This window comes from Sulfurimonas sp., assembly GCF_016744025.1.
Classification (GTDB): Bacteria; Campylobacterota; Campylobacteria; order Campylobacterales; family Sulfurimonadaceae; genus Sulfurimonas.
Genome location: NZ_JADGFC010000038.1, coordinates 1 through 19907 on the forward strand (window position 1 = coordinate 1; position 19907 = coordinate 19907).

Here is a 19907-nt window from a genome sequence, read left to right on the forward strand (position 1 = left end):
AATACAAAACTCCGTATGAAGTGTTTTTCAGTGAAATGAGTAAAAGATTAGCTAGCTAATTTAGGTGGAAATTGCACTTGTTGTTGGAATTGGCGTAATTAAAAGAAGAAACTTATAAATTTATGTAAAATGTGAATTATTCACACATTGCTCTAAGTTGTGAATATCTTTTAGCTTTAGCCTATATAAATTACTAAATTCTTTCTTTTTTTAAGAATTATTTTATATAAAAGTATCCTTAATTCACAATCCTTTCACATGGCTTAAAGCCCTATGTTTTGGGCTTTAAGCTGTATATATAAGCTAATACTACTTTGTAAATAGAATGTCTTTTAATTATTCGAAAATGTTATTCACATTGTGAATAGCTTTACATAGAATCTAAACATATTTGCTCAAAATCTACTTTACTTATTATGTGATATTGATTATCGTATAACTCAAACTCTAATTCATTTGCATGAAGAAGCAACCTAGAAGCACCGCCAAGTTCTATTCTTTTTTTAGCATCTAACTCTTTATCTAAAAATCTCACGATGTCTATTTCAGTCTGCCCATAAATCGGGTCTCCAACTATTGGATGTTTCACATGAAACAAATGAACTCTAATCTGATGTTGACGTCCTGTGTATGGAGAGCACTCTACCAAAGTCATATTTCTATCACTAAAATACTTTAATGGCTTAATATATGTCTTAGAAGCTTTACCTTCTTCATGAACCTTCACAACCATTCTAACAATTGCACTTTCATCTTCTCGTCTAAGAAGTGGAGCTTCTATACACATTGCATCTTTTAGCTCTCCATGAACAAGAGCGAGATATTTCTTTTTCATATCTCTTTGCTCAAACATCATTTTGATATCTATCTCGCTCTCTTTGTTTCTAGCACATAAAACTAATCCACTTGTCTCTTGATCAATTCTATGAGCGATGTTAGCATCTCTTCCATATTGATACTTTAATTCATCAATAAGAGAATAGGGAGTTTTTCTATTTTGAGGATGAATAAGAACTCCGCTTGGTTTATCAAAAACTACAAACTCTTCATAAATAGCCGTAGCTTCTAAACCTTTTGTAATTGGTTCAAAATATATAAATTCAAACTCACCTTCAATTTCACCAGCTGTTCTAGTCATAGGTTCTCCATTTTGAAAGAGACGACCTTTAGCTATCAAGCGTTGTGCTTCTTTTTGTGTATACTCAAGTTCTTTTATTAAATACAAAAAAGCTTTTTGTTTGATTGGTGCAAACATTTTTTTCATTACAAATGGCAAAATTTAATCCTCATTTAATCAATTTTTTACAAAAATTTCTGTAAAATAAGTGACTTTATTATGTTCGAATTCTAGCATAAACATTAAGATAATAATCATAAGGAACCTATAAAATGATAGATAGATATTCAAGACCTGAAATGTCAGAAAAATGGACACAGCATGCAAGATATGCTGCATGGCTAGAAGTAGAAAAGGCTGCTGTAAAAGCTTGGGCTAAACTTGGTAAAATTCCTCAAGATGACGCTGATAAGATTGTAAAGAATGCAACTTTTTCAGTAGAACGTATCGAAGAGATTGAAGCAGTTACTAAGCATGACTTAATAGCCTTTAATACAAGTGTATCAGAAAGCTTAGGCGAAGAGTCTAGATGGTTTCACTATGGTATGACAAGTTCTGATGCAGTTGACACTGGTGTTGCACTTCAAATGAGAGACTCTTTAAATATTATTATAGATGATGTGAAAACTCTTATGGAATCAATCAAAAAGCGTGCTGAGGAACATAAGATGACTCTTATGGTTGGACGTTCTCATGGAATCCATGGCGAGCCTATCACTTTTGGTTTGACTTTAGCTGTTTGGTATGACGAAGTAGCTCGTCACCTTCTAAACCTAGAACAGACTATGGAAGTAATTGCAGTAGGTCAAATTTCTGGAGCTATGGGTAATTTCGCTCATGCACCACTAGAACTAGAAGAGTACGCTATGGAAGAACTTGGCTTAAAATCTGAGCCTTGCTCAAACCAAGTTGTACATCGTGATCGTTATGCAAGACTAGCAACTACTTTAGCACTACTTGCATCTTCTGTTGAAAAGTTTGCAGTTCAAGTAAGACACTTACAAAGAACTGAAGTATATGAGGCTGAAGAATTTTTTGCAAAAGGTCAAAAAGGTTCTTCTGCAATGCCACATAAACGTAATCCAATTCTTACTGAAAATATTACCGGTCTAGCAAGAATGATTAGAGCTTACGCAGCACCTGCTATGGAAAATGTTGCACTATGGCATGAAAGAGATATTAGCCATTCTTCTACTGAGCGTTTCTGGTTACCAGATGCATTTATTACAATGGACTTTATGCTTCACCGTATGAATAACGTAATCGCTAACCTAACAGTATTTCCTGAGAACATGATGAAAAACTTGAACCTTACTGGTGGACTTGTTTTTTCTCAACGTGTTCTTTTAGAACTTCCTCTTCAAGGTGTATCTCGTGAAGATGCATATAGAATAGTTCAGCGTAATGCTATGAAAGTTTGGCAAGAAATACAACAAGGTAAAGCAACTACAGATGAGAAAGGTGAGTCTTTATATCTTAATCACTTACTAGCTGATGATGAACTAATAAAATCACTAAGCGAAAAAGAAATTCGTGAATGTTTTAACTATGATTACTATACGAAAAATGTAGATGCAATATTTAAAAGAGTTTTTAAATAAAAGATAATAAAATTCATTTAGCGTATATACCCACAAAACTATTGAAGCTGATTTTAATGCCTTCAATAGTTTATTTTTCAGGACAAAAAATATGATAACAATTATAAAAAGAAATGGAAGAACAGAACCATTAGATATTAGTAAGATTCAAAAATATACTTCTGCCGCAGTTAAAGACTTAAGCAATGTATCTCAAAGTGAACTTGAAGTTGATGCTCAGATTCACTTTCGCGATGGTATAACATCTGCAGAAATACAAAAAACTTTAATTAAAACTGCTGTAGATAAGATAGATATAGATGCTCCTAACTGGACATTTGTTGCGTCAAGATTATTTATGTTTAATCTATATCACCAAGTAAATGGTTTTACTGGTTATGGTTCTTTAAAAAAGTATTTTGAAAAAGGTGAAAAAGAAGGAAGACTTCTTACCGGTCTTGCTGATATGTATGACCTAGATAGACTTGAAAAACATATTGAACCTGAACGAGATATGCTTTTTAACTATTTAGGTGTTAAAACACTTTATGATAGATATCTTATAAAAGATAGAAATAGCAACCCTATAGAACTTCCTCAACACATGTTTATGGCTATATCTATGTTCTTAGCACAAAGAGAAGAAAACAAACATGAGTGGGCTATAAAGTTCTATAACATGATATCTCAGTTTGAGGTTATGCTTGCAACTCCAACTCTATCAAATGCAAGAACAACAAGACATCAACTTTCATCTTGTTATATAGGTTCTACTCCGGATAACATCGAAGGAATCTTTGACTCTTACCAAGAGATGGCAATGCTATCTAAGTTTGGTGGAGGTATTGGTTGGGACTGGACTGGTATTCGTTCTATGGGTTCATTTATTGATGGACACAAAAATGCTGCTGGTGGAACTGTTCCTTTCTTAAAGATTACAAATGACATTGCCATTGCAGTTGATCAACTTGGAACTAGAAAAGGTGCTATTGCTGTTTATATGGAACCATGGCATATTGATATCAATGACTTTTTAGATCTTAAGAAAAACTCTGGTGAAGAGCGTCGTCGTGCTCATGATCTATTTCCTGCAATGTGGTTAAACGACCTTTTCATGCAACGAGTTGAAGAAGACGCAATCTGGACACTTTTTGATCCTTATGATGCAAAAGAGTTAGCAACACTTTATGGTGAAGATTTTAACAAATGTTATAAAGAACTAGAAGAAGATGAAAGCATTGTAAAAGAAACAATCAAAGCTAAAAACCTTTGGAAAAAGATACTAACATCTTACTTTGAAACAGGTTCACCATTTCTTTGTTTTAAAGATAATGCTAACCGTGCAAATCCTAACAATCATACTGGTGTTATTAGAAGTTCAAACCTTTGTACTGAAATATTTCAAAACACTAAACCAAACCATTACAAGATAAAAGTAATTTTTGAAAACGGAGATAGCATCTCTTATGAAGAAGATGAAATAGTAAAACTAGATAGTGGAATAGAAAAAGTTGCAAAAAAAGTAACTGCTCTTGATTATCTTGGTGGACTTCCTATTTATGTAGTTGAAAAAGAAAAAATCAATGGTGATACTGCTGTTTGTAATCTTGCATCTGTAAACCTATCTCGTATAAATACAAAAGAAGAAATAGATAGAATAGTTCCTATTGCTATTCGTTGTTTGGATAACGTTATAGACCTTAATTTCTACCCAGTTGAAAAGGTAAAACGTACTAACATGAAAAGTCGTTCTATTGGTCTTGGTGTTATGGGTGAGGCTCAGATGCTAGCTGAGAAAGGTATAGCTTGGGGAACTCAAGAACACTTTGATAAAGTTGATGAAGTTATGGAAGCTGTTAGTTTTAATGCTATCTCTTCATCTTCTGACTTAGCATTAGAGAAGGGTATTTATCCAGAATTTGAAGGTTCACAGTGGAGCAAGGGTGTTATGCCAATGGATCACGCTAACGCAGAAGTTATAAATCTTGTTGACCGTGGTGGACTCTTTGCATCTACATATGAGTGGGATGACTTAAGAACTAAGGTGAAATCTCAAGGGATGAGAAATGGTTATCTAATGGCTATTGCACCTACAAGTTCAATCTCCATTCTAACTGGTACAACTCAAGCAATCGAGCCAGTATTTAAAAGAAAATGGTTTGAAGAAAATCTAAGTGGACTTATCCCTGTTGTAGTACCAAACCTTTCTCCTGAGACTTGGTCTTACTACACTCCTGCATATGATTTAAACCAAACTCTACTTATAAAAGCAGCAGCCATTAGACAAAAATGGTTAGACCAAGGTCAAAGTCTAAATATCTTTATTACACTTGATAAAGCAAGTGGTAGATACTTAAATGAAATTTATATGCTTGCTTGGAAATTAGGTCTTAAATCTACTTACTATTTACGTTCACAATCTCCAGAGGTTGCTAACGATGTAGAAGATAGAAGTATGGAATGTGTAGGTTGTCAATAAAAACAATAAAGGAGAATAATATATGAGACCTTTATTATCAAAAGAGTTACCACAACTTTTAAAAAGATTTGGTAACTTTGTAGATACTGAGATTCGTTCTTTTGAAATGCTATCTCCAACTACAATAAAAGTTATTATTGCTTGTCAAGATGAGGCAAGAGGTTTTGACTGGTTAACTCTACACCTAGAATTCTCTAGCATCTTAGATGCTAAACTTATAGATAATTCAAAACTTTCTTATATTGACTTAAGCGAAGGAATGAATATAATATATGAAAATGATATCTTTCATTTTTGTGTTGGTAATTATACTACTGCATCTGGAATAAAAAATGCTGTTAGCTATATAATGTCTTCAAATGTTAAATATGAAGAAAAACCATTCTAAAGGCTTAGAGATGCAAAAATATGAAATTGTAGGAAATATTTTAGGTTTTGAAAAAACTACAGAAGTAGAAATCTATAAAATAGATGACCTTTTTTCAACTATGAGAGATACAAAAAATAGTGATATATCATTTACAGTATCAAACCCTTATATACTTAGAGAATATTCTTTTGACATACCATCTGATTTACAATCAAGTATGGAAATTAATGAAAATTCTAATCTCAGTGCTTATAATATTGTTGTATTACAAAAGCCAATAGAAAATTCTACTGTAAATTTTCTAGCACCTATTATTATCAATAATGACAATAATAAAATTGCTCAAACTGTTTTAGAACCAGCAAGACATCCTGAATTTGGAATGACAGAAGTTATTAAAACATTTAAATCATAAAACCTCATTAATCCTTCGTAAACAAATAAGTTATAAACTTAGTTAAATACACGGAGGAAAAAATGAAAAATTTACTTTTAATATGTTTGCTTACACTAACAATGGCTTATGCCAAAGATGGTGTAGAGTTCAAATATGCTGATGAAAATATTCAGCGAAAAAATCCTACTAGTCAAAACTTCATCCTATCATATAACAATGTTTTAGAAAATGTTAGAACAAGCGTTGTAAATATATCTACTAGAAAAACTATCAGTAGCGGTAGAGCTTATGGCAACCCATTTAATAACAATCAAGGTAAAGTACCTCAAGGTGCATCTGGAAGTGGTGTTATTATTTCTAAAGATGGTTACATAGTTACTAACAACCATGTAGTTAGTGGAGCAGATGAAATAAAAGTCAGCATCGCAGGAGATAAAAAAGAGTATGAAGCTAAACTTATTGGAACAGATGCAAAGAGTGATGTAGCAATAATTAAGATTGATGCTAGTAAATTAAATGCTGTAACTTTTTATAACTCGGATAAAGTAAAAGTTGGTGATGTTGTTTTTGCTCTTGGAAATCCATTTGGTGTAGGTGAGACTATAACACAGGGAATAGTTTCTGCAACTGGAAGAAGTGGCATTGGAATAGTAGAGTATGAAAACTTTATACAAACAGATGCATCTATAAATCCTGGTAATTCAGGAGGAGCACTAATTAACTCAGCAGGTCATTTAATAGGAATCAACTCGGCTATTATTTCTAAAAGCGGAGGAAATGATGGTATCGGACTTTCCATACCATCAAACATGGTTACTTCAATAGCAATGCAACTAATAGATACTGGAAAATATTCTCGTGCATATTTAGGTGTGGGAATATCAGATGTGAATGAAGATATGAGTAGTTTTTACGATAATAGATATGGTGGACTAATCATAAGCATAGAAGAAAATTCTCCTGCAGCTAAGGCTGGTTTAAAAAGAGGTGATTTAATCATCTCAATAAACAGAAAAAAAATAGACAGTGCAAGTAAACTTAAAAATACTATAGGAGCATTTCAACCATTAAGAGTTGTAAATATAAAATTTTTAAGAGATAAAAAAGTAGACATTGTTAATGTAAAACTTGGTTTACTTGATAATCAAATAGCATCTGTAACTAAAAACTATAAAGGTATGAATGTTGTAGCTTTACCAACAGAATTACAAAGATTACTAAGAGCTAATGCTAACATTCATGGTGGTGTGTTAGTAGATGATGTGGAGTTAAATACTCAAGCTCATTCTATAGGTATTCTTAAGGATGATATAATTGTTCAAATTGAAGATATAGAAATTACTAGTATTGATGATTTTAAAACAGCAACATCTTCACAAAATAAAAAAAGAATATATATATTTAGAAGAGGCAATATTTTTGCTATAGTATTATAAACAAAAGGAGAAGTATGAGAGTTATATGTCCACACTGTAAAAATGTGAATAACATACCAATTAAAGAGTCTTATAAAGTAGCTAACTGTGGAGAGTGTAAAAACTCTCTGTTAGATACAACACCAATAGATTTATGTGAAACTAACTTTGATGAAGTTTTAGTAAATAGTGATATACCTGTTATTATAGATTTTTGGGCACCTTGGTGTGGTCCTTGTAAAATGATGGGTCCCAACTTTGAAAAAAGTGCTAAGAAGTTTGCTTTAAAAGCACTATATGTAAAAGTAAACACAGAAGAAGAACAAAACCTCGAAGCTAGATTTAAAATAAAAAGTATTCCAACCCTTTTAGTGTTTAAAAATGGAATAGAAATACACAGAATGTCCGGTCTGATGGATGAAATCACTCTAAATAATTTGGCTTCACAATTTATATGATATAATATTTACAAATAAAACAATAAAAGGGTTTTTATGAATAAAAATACAATGACACTTACAGATAACAGAAATGGAAAGAGTATTGAACTTCCCATCTTAGATGGTACGGTTGGACCTTCTGTTGTTGATATCTCATCTTTTTATAAAGAAACAGGAATGTTTACTTTTGATAGAGGATATACATCTACAGCATCTTGTCGTTCTAAAATTACTTATATTGATGGTGGTAAAGGTCAGTTAATGTATAGAGGTTATGACATATCATACCTTGCTAATGAAAAAACATTTTTAGATACTGCTTACCTTCTTCTAAACAAAGAACTTCCAACGGCTGAAGAACTTGATAATTTTACAGAAGAGATGAAAAAACGATCTTATATTCATGAAGGCATGAAAAAACTTTTTGATTCTTTTCCAGATCAAGCACATCCAATGGCAATCCTTTCTGCAGGTGTATCTGCTCTATCAGCATTTTACTTTGATCACTTAGATATTGATACTCCAGAAGAATATATGGAAATGGCTAATCGTATCGTTGCTAAGATTCCTACATTAGCAGCATTCTCATATAGATATTCAAATGGACTACCAATTATTTATCCAGATATAAAAAAAGGTTTTACAGAAAACTTTTTATATATGATGAGAGCTTACCCACATCACCATGTTGATCTTCGTCCTATTGAAGTAAAAGCACTTGATACTATTTTTACTCTTCATGCTGACCATGAACAAAATGCTTCAACTACATCTGTAAGAAATGTAGGTTCAACACATGCTCATCCTTATGCTGCTATTAGTGCTGGTATTAGCGCATTATGGGGTCGTGCTCATGGTGGTGCTAACGAGTCTGTTATTCGTCAACTTGAAATGATTGGAACTGTTGATAGAGTTGATGAGTTTATTGCAAAAGCTAAAGATAAAAATGATCCATTTAGACTAATGGGATTTGGACATCGTGTTTATAAAAACTTTGACCCTCGTGCTAAAGCACTGAAAGCTATTAGAAATGATCTTATAGAAGAACTTGGAATAGATAGTGAACTTATTAAAGTAGCAGAAAAAATAGAAAAAATTGCTCTTAATGATGATTACTTTATTAGTAGAGGTTTATATCCAAATATAGATTTTTATTCTGGATTAATTCTTCAAGCACTTAGAATTCCAAAAGATATGTTTGCTGTTATTTTTGTTATTGGTAGAACACCTGGTTGGATTGCTCAGTGGATTGAATTACAAGAACAAGAAACTATTAAAATTGCTCGTCCTCGTCAATTATACCTAGGGCCAGATGATAGAACTCCAGAGTATTAATACTCTGGATATAACTATTTTCTAATTTAGTTATTTTCTAAGCTGGACTTTAGTGTTTACCGAAAAAAATTTAGTTTTTTTCTAAGTTGAGCTTTATCCCTTAATATATGAACAACAATAATCTGTAACTGTTTTGATTTTAATATCAAAAGAAGAGTTTGCAGGAACATTAAAACTCTCAGGAGTATTAAGAATTTTCCACTCTTCATTTGGTAATTTAATTTCTAAATCACCGCTTTGTATCTCCATAATTTCAGCTTCATTAGTACCAAAAGTATATTCACCTGGCAACATAATTCCTAAAGAAACAATTGAGCCATCTTCTAACTCAACTGTACGACTTGTAACTTTTCCATCATAGTAGATATTTGCTTCTTTTACTACACTAACATTTTCTAGTTTACTCATAGGTATATCCTTTTAAAAGAATTATATCCTATTCCCAGTCAAGTAATCTTTGTTGACCTTCTAGACCTCTGATATGAGTTACATCTTGAGATACTTCAATAACACCTTTATAAGCGCCCTCATCATCTCTTATTGCAAAATAACGAATATGAATAAACTGACCTTTGAAAGTAATCCAAAATTCTGCTTCATCTCTCCGACCTGCTTTAAACTCTCTAAGAATCATAAGTACCTGATCAACAGATTTTGGAGGATGACAAAATTTTACTTCTCTACCAATAATACCTGCACTTCTTGGGAATACTCTGTTATCGCCACGGTTATAAAATATAACAATATCGTTTTCATCAACATAAGTGATATCAACAGGCATAAACTTTAATAACCAGTTAATTTGTTCTGGTAACATATGGCCTTGTTCTAAATCAAGTCTTCCTTCAAGTGAAAATGGAAGTTTTCTCTTTTTAGTGTCCATAGAAGGATGCACATATTCATCTTTTTCATGTGCAGGATAAGAGGCAGGTTCTTCATCAAACATCCAACCTATTTCTTCATCTCCATCTCGCATCTCCATCCAATCATCTTCTTGTAATAATTGTAATGCATTTGGAAATAATCTTTGTTCTTCAACTTGCATAATATGTTCTAGATTTCCAAAAAGATTTTGTAAAACTATCATTAGTGACTCTGTTTCGCCATTATTAACAAGTGGTCTTGCTAGTTTTATAATAGCACGGATATCATCGTGAAAGGCCCACATATTTTGAGAAGGTGAAGTCCATCCATATTGTTCTAAGTAAGGAAAAAGTTGATTTTCTTTTCTTGCAAAATGTTTTTCTACTAAACAAAGTCTTGCAAATTTTTCTTTAAACTCTACATTATTTGTCACTATATTTATACTATTGATACTAGTAATCAAACCACGAACTAGTTGATTTTCTTCTAAGTATACTTTTACAGGGTGACCTTCTGGTAAATCATTCATATATTTTCCTTGATAAAGCAACATATATTATTGCTTTTATAATGAGGAAGTATACTATCTTTACTTTTTTTATTTTTTGATATATCGCAAGAGTTTAGTAAATAACTATATTATTTATTTACGAATAGTTACTCTTTGTGAATGTGTTATTGCTACTGCCATGGCATCTGATATATCTAAAGGTTTTATCTCTTTTTTTATGTTTAGAAGCCTTTTAACCATAAAAGCAACCTGTTCTTTTGCTGCTTTAGCTTTTCCAGTAAGAGCTCTTTTTACTTGAAGAGCTGTATATTCGTGAAATTGTCCATGTACTTCTAAAAGTTTTAATATTATTGCACCACGAAATTGGGCTAGTTTAATAGTAGTTGATGGATTATGAGCATAAAAAATATCTTCCATTGCAACTTCATCTATCTGATGTTTTTTAAATATAGTATCTAAACCCTCTACCATTTGAGGAATTTGAAACTGCAAACCTTCAGCTTTCATTTTTATTAGACCAGCTTCTATAAGAGATATTTTTCCACGTTCTAAAGATATAAGAGCATAACCCATATTTCTTGTTCCAGGGTCAATTCCAAGTATTGTCATTTTTTGCCATTATATTAATTTTTATCATTATATAAAAAAGCTGTGTAATATATACTTTAAACTAATTAATTATGAGATATTCACATTAGTTTTTTAAGTTATTCACATAACTTTAACCCTATCTTATGTAAATGAGTGATAATATTCACATATAAATAACTAACTAAGGTTTTATGTGAATATAGGTCAAGAAGTTCTAGAATTACTAAAAGAAGAGATAACAGAAGTACAATATAATAGATATATTAAACAATTAACTTATGATTCTAAAAAGTCATCAAGTGATTTAGCAATTTTTTACGCTCCAAATGCTCTTATTAGTAACTGGATTAAAAGTAAATACAGTGAAAAAATAGCTCATCTCTTTGAAGTTAAAAATGGTTCTAAAGTAAGTGTAAAGATAACACTTAAAAATTCAACAGATTCAAAAACAAAAAAACAAAAAGTTGAACAAAAACAACAACACTCTCTACTAAACCCATCTCATACCTTTGATAACTTCATGGTTGGTGGATCAAATCAGTTTGCTTATGCTGCTGTTAAAAGTGTTAGTGAAAATGCTGGTCAAGTATATAACCCTCTTTTTATCTATGGTGGCGTTGGTTTAGGAAAAACACATCTTATGCAATCAGCTGGAAATGTTTTCCAAAATCAAGGAAAAAGTGTTATATACACATCAGTTGAACAGTTTTTAAATGACTTTATACGTCATGTTAGAAACAAAACTATGCCTTCATTTCAAGAAAAATATCGTAAATGTGACGTTTTACTAATTGATGATATTCAGTTTTTAAGTAATAAAGAGGGTATTCAAGAAGAATTTTTTCACACATTTGAAGCTCTAAAAGGTTCAGGAAAACAAATTATTCTAACAGCTGATAAACATCCTAAAAAAATTGGTGGATTAGAAAAAAGACTTCAAAGTAGATTTGAATGGGGTCTAGTTGCTGATATTCAACCTCCAGAGTTAGAAACTAAAATAGCAATTATAAAGAAAAAATGTGAAATTAATAAAGTAAAACTTTCTAATGACATTATAAATTATATAGCAACTGTTATAGAGAGTAATGTTCGTGAGATAGAAGGTATTCTTTCTAAATTACATGCATACTCACAACTAATGCATATTGATATTGATTTAGCATTCACTAAGAATGTATTAAAAGATCAACTTCAAGAAAATCGTGCTAATTTAACTCTTGATATTATTACTAATAATGTTGCAAAAGATTTAAATATAAAGCCTACAGAGATTCGTTCAAAAGGTAGAAGTAAAAATCTTGTTTATGCTAGAAGAATTTCTATTTATCTATGTCGTGAACTTACACAAAATACAATGCCTCAGTTAGCACAATATTTTGGAATGAAAGATCATACTGCCATAAGTCATACACTTAAAAAGATTAATGAACTAATGAAAAATGATGAAGATTTTAAAGTTAAAATTGAAGAATTAACTAATAAAATAACTTCGGTTTCTTAAAATTCGTACATTTGATTAAAAAAAAGATATAATCATATAAGTGAATAGATGTGAATAGACTTGATTTGGTTCATCACATCCGAAATACTCTTAAGATAGGAAGGTAAAGGTGATATTCACATAATCACACCCTCCTACTACTACATACTAAAATATTATATAATTAATAGGAATTCATATGAAAATAACTGTTTCTAAATCAATCATAGAAAATATACTTGTTTATGCTCAGCCATTTTTAGAAAAAAAAGATACTTCTCAAATAACATCACATGTATATGTAAATGTTAATGATTCTAAACTGACTATAAAAGCTACTGATTATGAAATAGGTTTTGAAGTATCTACTGACAAAATAAATATTATAGCAACTGGTAGTATTACTGCTAACGGTAAAAAGCTTTTAGACATTATTAGAATATTAAAAGATGGTGAAATAAACTTAGAAGTAAAAAATGAAATGTTATATATTTCACAATCTCATTCTAAGTTTAAACTACCAACTTTCTCTTATAATGAATTTCCTGAGTTTCCAAGCTATGAAGGAAAATCACGGATAACTATTGAATCACACTCATTAATAGAATCTTTAAAAAAAATAACTCCTGCAATAGATACTAATAACCCTAAGTTTGAACTTAACGGTGCTTTAATAGATATTAGAGAAGATAGTATTAACTTTGCCTCAACAGATACAAGAAGATTAGCCATAGTAAATATTCCAAATCAAAGTGGCAGTGAATTATCAATAATAATTCCTAAAAAAGCTATTATAGAAATTCAAAAACTTTTCTTTGATAACATAGAACTTTATTATGATGAAACTAACTTAATAATTCATTCAGAGCAATATACGTTTTTTACAAAACTAATAAATGGAAAATTTCCTGAATATTCTAGAATTATTCCAAAAGAAGTTAATAACACATTAGTTTTACCAAAAGCTATTATGATTGACTCAATTAAACAAATCACTACAATATCATCAGATGTTAAAATAACTTTTCTAAATAATTTTATAACATTTGAATCATTGAGTGATGATAATATAGAAGCAAAAACAGAGATAAGTTATAATACTAACTTCACAGAAGAATTTGTAATAGCAATTAATTCTAAATATCTTTTAGATTTTTTAAACACTATTAATTCTTCAGAATTTAGTATAGGACTTAATGAAGGTAATTTACCTTTTCTTTTAGTTGATGGCAACTTTAAAACAGTTGTTATGCCTATAGTAATTTAATCAATATAATAAAATAACTTCACACAAAATGTGAAGTTATTTATATACTCCTTTAGAAAAAAATCCCATAAAACTTTATTTTAGTAAATATTAGATAGAATATCTTCAATTATGCCAAAATGGCTATATGGAGATGTTAATGGAAAATTATGGTGCTAGTAATATTAAAGTCCTTAAAGGTTTAGAAGCTGTTAGAAAAAGACCTGGTATGTACATTGGTGATACAGGTCATAGAGGTTTACACCATTTAGTTTATGAAGTTATTGATAATTCTATTGATGAAGCAATGGCAGGTCATTGTGATACTATTACTGTAGTACTTACTAAAAATAATACTTGTAAAGTTACTGATAATGGTCGTGGTATTCCTACAGATATGCATCCAACAGAGGGAATGAGTGCAGCTACTGTTGTATTAACTGTTCTTCATGCCGGTGGTAAATTTGATAAAGATACTTATAAAGTCTCTGGTGGTCTTCACGGTGTTGGTGTTTCTGTTGTAAATGCACTTTCATCTGATTTGAAGATGACTATTAATAGAGAAGGTCAAACTCATGAGCAAAACTTTAAACTTGGTATTCCTCAAGAACCTTTAGCTGTAATTGGTAAAACTAGAAAAACAGGTACAACTATTGAATTTGCTGTTGATCCTAGTATATTTACAGATACTATTATTTTTGAATATGAATATTTATCAAAAAGATTTAAAGAGTTAGCATACCTAAATCCATTTATTACAATCGTTTTTAAAGATGAAAGAACAGATTTAACTGAAACATACCATTTTGAAGGTGGTATAGCTCAGTACGTTATGGATATGAATAAAAAGACTCAAGTTGCATCTGTTTATTCTTTTACATCAAAAATAGAAGATATAGAGTTTGATATAGCACTTATGTATAACGATGCATATGATGAAAAACTAGCATCTTTTGTAAATAATATTAGAACACCAAATGGTGGAACACATGAAGCTGGTTTTAGAGCTGGACTTACTCGTGTTGTATCTAATTATAATGCTAAAAATGGCGCAGCAAAAGAAAAAGATGTAAAAATTTCTGGTGATGATGTAAAAGAAGGATTAATAGCAATTGTTTCTGCTCGTGTTCCAGAACCACAATTTGAAGGTCAAACAAAAGGTAAACTTGGAAATACTTATGTTAGACCATTGGTACAAAAAGCAACTTATGAACTTTTATCTAAATATTTTGAAGAAAATCCATTAGAAGCAAAAGCAATTGTTAGCAAAGCACTTATGGCTGCTCGTGGTCGTGAAGCTGCTAAAAAAGCAAGAGAGTTAACTCGTAGAAAAGATAATATGACAGTTGGTACTCTTCCTGGTAAGTTAGCTGATTGTCAAAGTAAGGATGCAAGCATCTGTGAACTATATCTGGTGGAAGGTGATTCTGCGGGTGGTTCAGCTAAAATGGGTCGTGATCGTGTATTTCAAGCAATTTTACCACTTAAGGGTAAGATTCTAAATGTTGAAAAAGCAAGATTAGAAAAGATTTTAAAATCTGATGAAATCACTAATATGATTACTGCTATGGGTTGTGGAATAGGTGAAGAATATAATGAAGAAAAACTTCGTTATCATAAACTTATAATTATGACCGATGCTGATGTCGATGGTTCTCACATTCAAACTCTTTTACTAACATTCTTCTTCAGACATTTCCGTGATGTTGTAGAAAAAGGTTATTTATACCTAGCTCAACCACCACTCTATCGTTATAAAAAAGGTAAAAAAGAAATTTACTTTAAAGATGATCGTGAAATGAATGATTACCTAATTGAAAATGGTATAGAATCTTTAGAAGTTGAGGGTGTTGGTAACAATGACTTGATTTCTTATTTTAGAATGGTTGATCATTATAGAGGTTCACTTGTAGCACTAGAGCGTAGATATGCTTTAGTTGATTTAATTCGTCATTTTATTGAAAACCCTGATTTAATAAGTTTAAATATTGCAGATATATACACTGAAGTTGAGAAGTTTTTAACTAATTCAGGAAATAATATTTTAACTAAAACTATTAGTGATGATTCAATTCATATCTTTGTTCAAACAAAAGATGGTATGGAAGAGTTACTTATAAATGATGATTTATTTGGAGCGCCTCACTTTAATGAAGCAAATTTTGTTTTCAAAAAAATTCAAGAGTGGGATATTAGTTTTGAAGAAGATATATTAACAGTTCTTGAAAATATTAATGATTATGCTAAAAAAGGTGCATATATCCAGCGTTATAAAGGTCTTGGTGAAATGAATCCAGATCAACTTTGGGAAACAACAATGACACCTGAAAATCGTGTTTTACTTCAGGTTACAATTGATGACGCTGAAGTTGCATCTGATGCATTTACTCTATTTATGGGTGATGAAGTTGAACCACGTCGTAATTATATAGAAACACATGCTAAAGATGTTAAACACCTTGATGTTTAGCATCTAGGTATAGGTTAGTATAGGCTTATGCTACTCCCAGAAATTAAAGAGAGAGAGTACCGCTTCAAACTTGCTTTGAGGATGGGACTTCCAATCTTTGCTCTACTTATTGCTTTTATTTCAAACAAATTTATTACTGATTACCAAAGTATAGATATTTATTTTTATATAGAGTCTATTTTACTTATTACATTTAGTATATATTTCTTTTTATATATTATTTATCAGGGTTTTAATAATAGAATAACAGAAGTTGTAACAAAAACTTTTACAAGAGAATATCTTTATGAATATCTAAAAAAAGAGATAAAAAATAATAGTAATTATACATTACTACTGATAAGTGTAGATAATTTAGCTGATATAAATAATCGTTATGGAATGAAAAATGGAGATAAGGTTCTACATAAAGTTGCTCTAAAGATAAGTGATTACCTTGAAGATAAGGGAATAAGTAATTTTCCTATGGGACATATAAAGGGTGGAGATTTTGTAATTGGCCTCAAGGGTACAAAAAATGAATATTCAACTATATTAGAACTTATGTGTCTTAAAAGTGATGAGTTTAAAGTAGACAATATAGAGGTTAAAATAAGTGCTGATATAACAGATAAAACATTTTCAAATGAACTTGACTATCTAATAGAAAATCTTTTTGAACTTCAAGAGAGAAATAGAAATAAAAAATTACTTTCTCAAAATCAAGAAGATATAAGCCCACAAAAACAAGAACTATTTGTTATAAATGCTATTAAAAATAGATCATTTATTGTAATGACACAAGATGTTTTTGAAAATGATATTTGTGTTATAAAAGAGTGTTTTGTAAAGCTAAAAACACCTGATTTAAAAATAATTCACCAAAAAAATTATATGAAAGTTTTGGATAAATTGGGACTTATGGTTGAATTTGATTTAATGGTATTAGAGCAAAATATAGCAAAATGTTGTTCTAAATCCAAAGAAATATTTGCAATGAATATTTCCCCAAGTTCAATTAGAAACCCAGATTTTTTAATAAAAGCAAAAGAACTTATTAATATAAATAAAAATACAAAAAGTAGAATTATATTTTTACTAAATGAAGTTCAATACTATTCACATATTAGCAGATATAACTCTACTCTAAATTCATTAAGAGATATGGGTGTTTTAATTGCTATTGATAGATTAGGATCTATTCATACTAGTTTTTTATATCTTAGAGATTTGGATATTGATATAGTAAGGTTTGATTCTTTTTATACAAAAGATATACAAAATGAAAAGTATATAAGTATAATTGATGGTTTTAATGTAATGGCACACAAAAAAGGTCTTAAGACATGGATTAAAATGCTTGAAACAGAGGAAATAAAAACAAAAGTAAAAGAGTTAAAAATTGATTATTTACAAGGTAAATATTTAGCTCCTGTAGAAAATAAATATGAAAATTAATATAACAGAGGATATAATATGAAATATGGTGAAATAATAGTAAATGAGTTTGATGTAGATAAAGATTTGGAAATATGGCCAAATCAGCATAAAAGAAATTATATAATTAAAATGACTCTTCCTGAGTTTTCTTGTCTTTGTCCAAGAAGTGGATATCCTGACTATGCGACTATATATCTTGAATATACACCGAATGAATGGGTAGTAGAATTAAAAGCAATGAAACTATATATAAACTCTTTTAGAGATAAGCATGTTTCACATGAAAATAGTGCAAATGAAATATATGAAATTTTAGAGACTAAACTAAAACCTAAATATATAAAAGTAGTTGCAGACTATAATCCTCGTGGAAATGTACATACTGTAATAGAAATAGATAGTTTAAAAATGGCAAAAAACTAACAACGAAACTAATTTTACAAAGGTAATAAAATGTTTTCAAAGATGCTTGGAAAAATGAAAGAATCTTCATCTGATAATGACCAGATAAATAAAGAGTTAGTAGAGAAAATTGCTAATATGAATTTAACTGATATGAGAAACTATGTCAATGACAGAATAGCAAAATTTCCCGTCAGTGAAGATGGTTTAAGTGAAATAATGTATAAACTTCTAGAAGTTAATGATAAAACATCTAAAAGATATATTAATATCGATGATATGGATAGTAAGATTAAAAAAGGTTTTGATCTTATTTTAAAAATATTAATAAATAAAAAAATTACAGTTACTACTATAGAACTTGTAAGTAAATATCTAGAAGAATCTAAAAATATAATTCTAAAATATGATAAAGATAATAAACAAATTTATGGTTCAAAATTTATAGACTCTATCGCTATAGCTATTGAGAATATGAATAAAAGAAGTGAATTACAAAGAAAGATGGATATTATTGGTAGTTAAGTAATTGCTTAACCACCTTAGGGCTGCATCTTTAGAAAAAAATTCTCCATTCATTTGAGCTTCATATGCTAAGTCTAGTATTATAGAAAATTTACTAGATGGACTCATTCCTAATTTAATCAAATCTCTACCCAATAAAATATGAGGTATTTTTTTATTTAGTATATTAAGCTCTTTTACTCTTATTAATATGCAATTTCCAACTCCAAATAAAGCTTCAGATAATAAAATTAATTCTTCTATATTTACCTTAGTTGCGAGTTTATAAAGCTCATAATCTTTAATCTCTTTAGAACATATATTTATAATAGTTTTTAGATTATCTTGAAGTTTAATGATAGTATTTAATAGTGATTTATCATTAGATAGTACAAATATAAAATCTTCAATCTGAGATGATGAAAATATATAACAAATAGATGCTAACATTAAAACTTCTTTATCTCTTTTGTTAGTCGTTTTTAATCTTGCAATTTTGTCTATAGCATTCATTGAACGAGACCACTCATCTTCTTGCATAAATTCTAAATGAGAAAAATATTTTAAAGCACCTATCTTTTTTAGAAGTTCAAAACCTAAAGATGGTTTTTTAGATTTGAGTAAATTCTTTTTTATCTCTTGATAAATTCTTTCTTTAGCAAGCTGAGATAGTAAGTTATCATCTATCATAGACTTGCAAAGTACAAAAAGTTCTTTATCCATTACTAAATTAAATCTAGAACAAAACTGTACTGCTCTTAAAACTCTTAGTGGATCTTCTACAAAAGTCTCTGCATCTACCATTTTTAGGTTTTTTTCATTTAAATCATTGATTCCATTAAATGGGTCGAGTATAGTTTTGTTTACTACATCATAGCCTATAGCATTCATAGAAAAATCTCTTCTTCTAGTTGCATCTACAAAATCAAGATTTTTTTGAATTTTTATATCAAAACCGGAGTGTCCAGAGGCTATTTTAGAATCAGTTCTTGGTAGGGTAAAATCTAAAGTGAAGTTTTGAACCTTTAATTTACATACTCCAAAACTTTTACCAACACTATTTACACTTCCAAACTCTTTTAAAATATATTCTAATTCTTCAAAAGATGAAATATTATATATTTCAATATCTATGTCATCTGACTTAATATTTAGTAAATAGTCTCTAACAAATCCACCAATAATGATAGATTTAGCACCATTATTATCTAGTTTATCAAAGATTTTATTTAAAAAGTTTGGGTATTCAATCATTTTGACTCAATTCTTTGGGTTTTACTATAAATA

Annotated in this window: 18 protein-coding genes; 13 read left to right on the forward strand and 5 right to left on the reverse strand. The window is 29.9% G+C overall.

The window, feature by feature from the left end; genetic code table 11:
- Window positions 1–370: 370 nt before the first annotated feature.
- A complete protein-coding gene (locus QZZ48_RS07265) occupies window positions 371–1276 on the reverse strand; it encodes an RluA family pseudouridine synthase (RefSeq protein ID WP_294963744.1) in 906 nt (301 codons plus the stop codon).
- 113 nt (window positions 1277–1389) lie between these two features.
- Here QZZ48_RS07265 and purB point away from each other — a divergent pair, with 113 nt between their 5' ends.
- The 7 genes from purB (at window position 1390) to QZZ48_RS07300 (ending at window position 9133) form a co-directional block, all read left to right on the forward strand.
- A complete protein-coding gene (gene purB / locus QZZ48_RS07270) occupies window positions 1390–2718 on the forward strand; it encodes an adenylosuccinate lyase (protein WP_294963746.1) in 1329 nt (442 codons plus the stop codon).
- Window positions 2719–2809: 91 nt separating this feature from the next.
- A complete protein-coding gene (locus tag QZZ48_RS07275; RefSeq protein ID WP_294963749.1) occupies window positions 2810–5176 on the forward strand; it encodes a ribonucleoside-diphosphate reductase subunit alpha in 2367 nt (788 codons plus the stop codon).
- A gap of 22 nt (window positions 5177–5198) precedes the next feature.
- Window positions 5199–5564, forward strand: a complete 366-nt coding sequence (locus QZZ48_RS07280; RefSeq protein ID WP_294963752.1) for a hypothetical protein — start codon at window positions 5199–5201, stop codon at window positions 5562–5564.
- 10 nt (window positions 5565–5574) lie between these two features.
- Window positions 5575–5961 (forward strand): flagellar assembly protein FliW, encoded by a 387-nt coding sequence (gene fliW, locus QZZ48_RS07285; protein ID WP_294963754.1) that lies wholly within the window; start codon window positions 5575–5577, stop codon window positions 5959–5961.
- A gap of 62 nt (window positions 5962–6023) precedes the next feature.
- Window positions 6024–7379, forward strand: a complete 1356-nt coding sequence (locus QZZ48_RS07290; protein ID WP_294963757.1) for a trypsin-like peptidase domain-containing protein — start codon at window positions 6024–6026, stop codon at window positions 7377–7379.
- A 14-nt stretch (window positions 7380–7393) separates the two neighbouring features.
- A complete protein-coding gene (trxC, locus tag QZZ48_RS07295; RefSeq protein WP_294963760.1) occupies window positions 7394–7816 on the forward strand; it encodes a thioredoxin TrxC in 423 nt (140 codons plus the stop codon).
- A 36-nt stretch (window positions 7817–7852) separates the two neighbouring features.
- Window positions 7853–9133 (forward strand): citrate synthase, encoded by a 1281-nt coding sequence (locus QZZ48_RS07300; protein WP_294963762.1) that lies wholly within the window; start codon window positions 7853–7855, stop codon window positions 9131–9133.
- 93 nt (window positions 9134–9226) lie between these two features.
- On the opposite strand, the gene QZZ48_RS07305 is transcribed toward QZZ48_RS07300, so the two are convergent.
- From QZZ48_RS07305 to ruvC, 3 genes are all read right to left on the reverse strand, one after another.
- A complete protein-coding gene (locus QZZ48_RS07305) occupies window positions 9227–9541 on the reverse strand; it encodes a pyrimidine/purine nucleoside phosphorylase (RefSeq protein WP_294963763.1) in 315 nt (104 codons plus the stop codon).
- A gap of 28 nt (window positions 9542–9569) precedes the next feature.
- Window positions 9570–10526 (reverse strand): PAS domain-containing protein, encoded by a 957-nt coding sequence (locus tag QZZ48_RS07310; RefSeq protein WP_294963766.1) that lies wholly within the window; start codon window positions 10524–10526, stop codon window positions 9570–9572.
- A gap of 114 nt (window positions 10527–10640) precedes the next feature.
- Window positions 10641–11117, reverse strand: coding sequence for a crossover junction endodeoxyribonuclease RuvC (gene ruvC / locus QZZ48_RS07315; RefSeq protein ID WP_294963769.1), 477 nt, complete (start codon window positions 11115–11117; stop codon window positions 10641–10643).
- Window positions 11118–11292: 175 nt separating this feature from the next.
- Between ruvC and dnaA the strand changes: the two genes are divergently transcribed.
- From dnaA to QZZ48_RS07345, 6 genes are all read left to right on the forward strand, one after another.
- Complete coding sequence (dnaA, locus tag QZZ48_RS07320) at window positions 11293–12600, forward strand: chromosomal replication initiator protein DnaA (protein ID WP_294963771.1); 1308 nt, start codon at window positions 11293–11295, stop codon at window positions 12598–12600.
- 178 nt (window positions 12601–12778) lie between these two features.
- Window positions 12779–13846, forward strand: a complete 1068-nt coding sequence (gene dnaN, locus QZZ48_RS07325; protein WP_294963774.1) for a DNA polymerase III subunit beta — start codon at window positions 12779–12781, stop codon at window positions 13844–13846.
- A gap of 139 nt (window positions 13847–13985) precedes the next feature.
- Window positions 13986–16295 (forward strand): DNA topoisomerase (ATP-hydrolyzing) subunit B, encoded by a 2310-nt coding sequence (gene gyrB / locus QZZ48_RS07330; protein ID WP_294963777.1) that lies wholly within the window; start codon window positions 13986–13988, stop codon window positions 16293–16295.
- A gap of 27 nt (window positions 16296–16322) precedes the next feature.
- The gene (locus QZZ48_RS07335) at window positions 16323–17732 is read left to right on the forward strand and encodes a GGDEF domain-containing protein (protein WP_294963779.1); all 1410 of its coding nucleotides are present in this window, start codon (window positions 16323–16325) and stop codon (window positions 17730–17732) included.
- An 18-nt stretch (window positions 17733–17750) separates the two neighbouring features.
- Window positions 17751–18137: a preQ(1) synthase gene (gene queF / locus QZZ48_RS07340; protein WP_294963782.1), complete on the forward strand. Its 387-nt coding sequence runs from the start codon at window positions 17751–17753 to the stop codon at window positions 18135–18137.
- Window positions 18138–18167: 30 nt separating this feature from the next.
- A complete protein-coding gene (locus tag QZZ48_RS07345) occupies window positions 18168–18641 on the forward strand; it encodes a hypothetical protein (RefSeq protein WP_294963785.1) in 474 nt (157 codons plus the stop codon).
- Here the strand turns inward: QZZ48_RS07345 and QZZ48_RS07350 are convergent.
- Window positions 18609–19874 (reverse strand): CCA tRNA nucleotidyltransferase, encoded by a 1266-nt coding sequence (locus QZZ48_RS07350; RefSeq protein WP_294963788.1) that lies wholly within the window; start codon window positions 19872–19874, stop codon window positions 18609–18611. The genes QZZ48_RS07345 and QZZ48_RS07350 overlap by 33 nt on opposite strands.
- Between the last annotated feature and the right edge of the window lie 33 nt (window positions 19875–19907).

Excerpts from the sequence above, each read along its gene's own strand:
- purB (WP_294963746.1), top strand. The coding sequence starts at position 1,390 with ATGATAGATAGATATTCAAGACCTGAAATGTCAGAAAAATGGACACAG.
- QZZ48_RS07275 (WP_294963749.1), top strand. The coding sequence starts at position 2,810 with ATGATAACAATTATAAAAAGAAATGGAAGAACAGAACCATTAGATATT.
- QZZ48_RS07280 (WP_294963752.1), top strand. The coding sequence starts at position 5,199 with ATGAGACCTTTATTATCAAAAGAGTTACCACAACTTTTAAAAAGATTT.
- fliW (WP_294963754.1), top strand. The coding sequence starts at position 5,575 with ATGCAAAAATATGAAATTGTAGGAAATATTTTAGGTTTTGAAAAAACT.
- QZZ48_RS07290 (WP_294963757.1), top strand. The coding sequence starts at position 6,024 with ATGAAAAATTTACTTTTAATATGTTTGCTTACACTAACAATGGCTTAT.
- trxC (WP_294963760.1), top strand. The coding sequence starts at position 7,394 with ATGAGAGTTATATGTCCACACTGTAAAAATGTGAATAACATACCAATT.
- QZZ48_RS07300 (WP_294963762.1), top strand. The coding sequence starts at position 7,853 with ATGAATAAAAATACAATGACACTTACAGATAACAGAAATGGAAAGAGT.
- QZZ48_RS07305 (WP_294963763.1), bottom strand. The coding sequence starts at position 9,541 with ATGAGTAAACTAGAAAATGTTAGTGTAGTAAAAGAAGCAAATATCTAC.
- QZZ48_RS07310 (WP_294963766.1), bottom strand. The coding sequence starts at position 10,526 with ATGAATGATTTACCAGAAGGTCACCCTGTAAAAGTATACTTAGAAGAA.
- ruvC (WP_294963769.1), bottom strand. The coding sequence starts at position 11,117 with ATGACAATACTTGGAATTGACCCTGGAACAAGAAATATGGGTTATGCT.
- dnaN (WP_294963774.1), top strand. The coding sequence starts at position 12,779 with ATGAAAATAACTGTTTCTAAATCAATCATAGAAAATATACTTGTTTAT.
- gyrB (WP_294963777.1), top strand. The coding sequence starts at position 13,986 with ATGGAAAATTATGGTGCTAGTAATATTAAAGTCCTTAAAGGTTTAGAA.
- QZZ48_RS07335 (WP_294963779.1), top strand. The coding sequence starts at position 16,323 with ATGCTACTCCCAGAAATTAAAGAGAGAGAGTACCGCTTCAAACTTGCT.
- queF (WP_294963782.1), top strand. The coding sequence starts at position 17,751 with ATGAAATATGGTGAAATAATAGTAAATGAGTTTGATGTAGATAAAGAT.
- QZZ48_RS07345 (WP_294963785.1), top strand. The coding sequence starts at position 18,168 with ATGTTTTCAAAGATGCTTGGAAAAATGAAAGAATCTTCATCTGATAAT.
- QZZ48_RS07350 (WP_294963788.1), bottom strand. The coding sequence starts at position 19,874 with ATGATTGAATACCCAAACTTTTTAAATAAAATCTTTGATAAACTAGAT.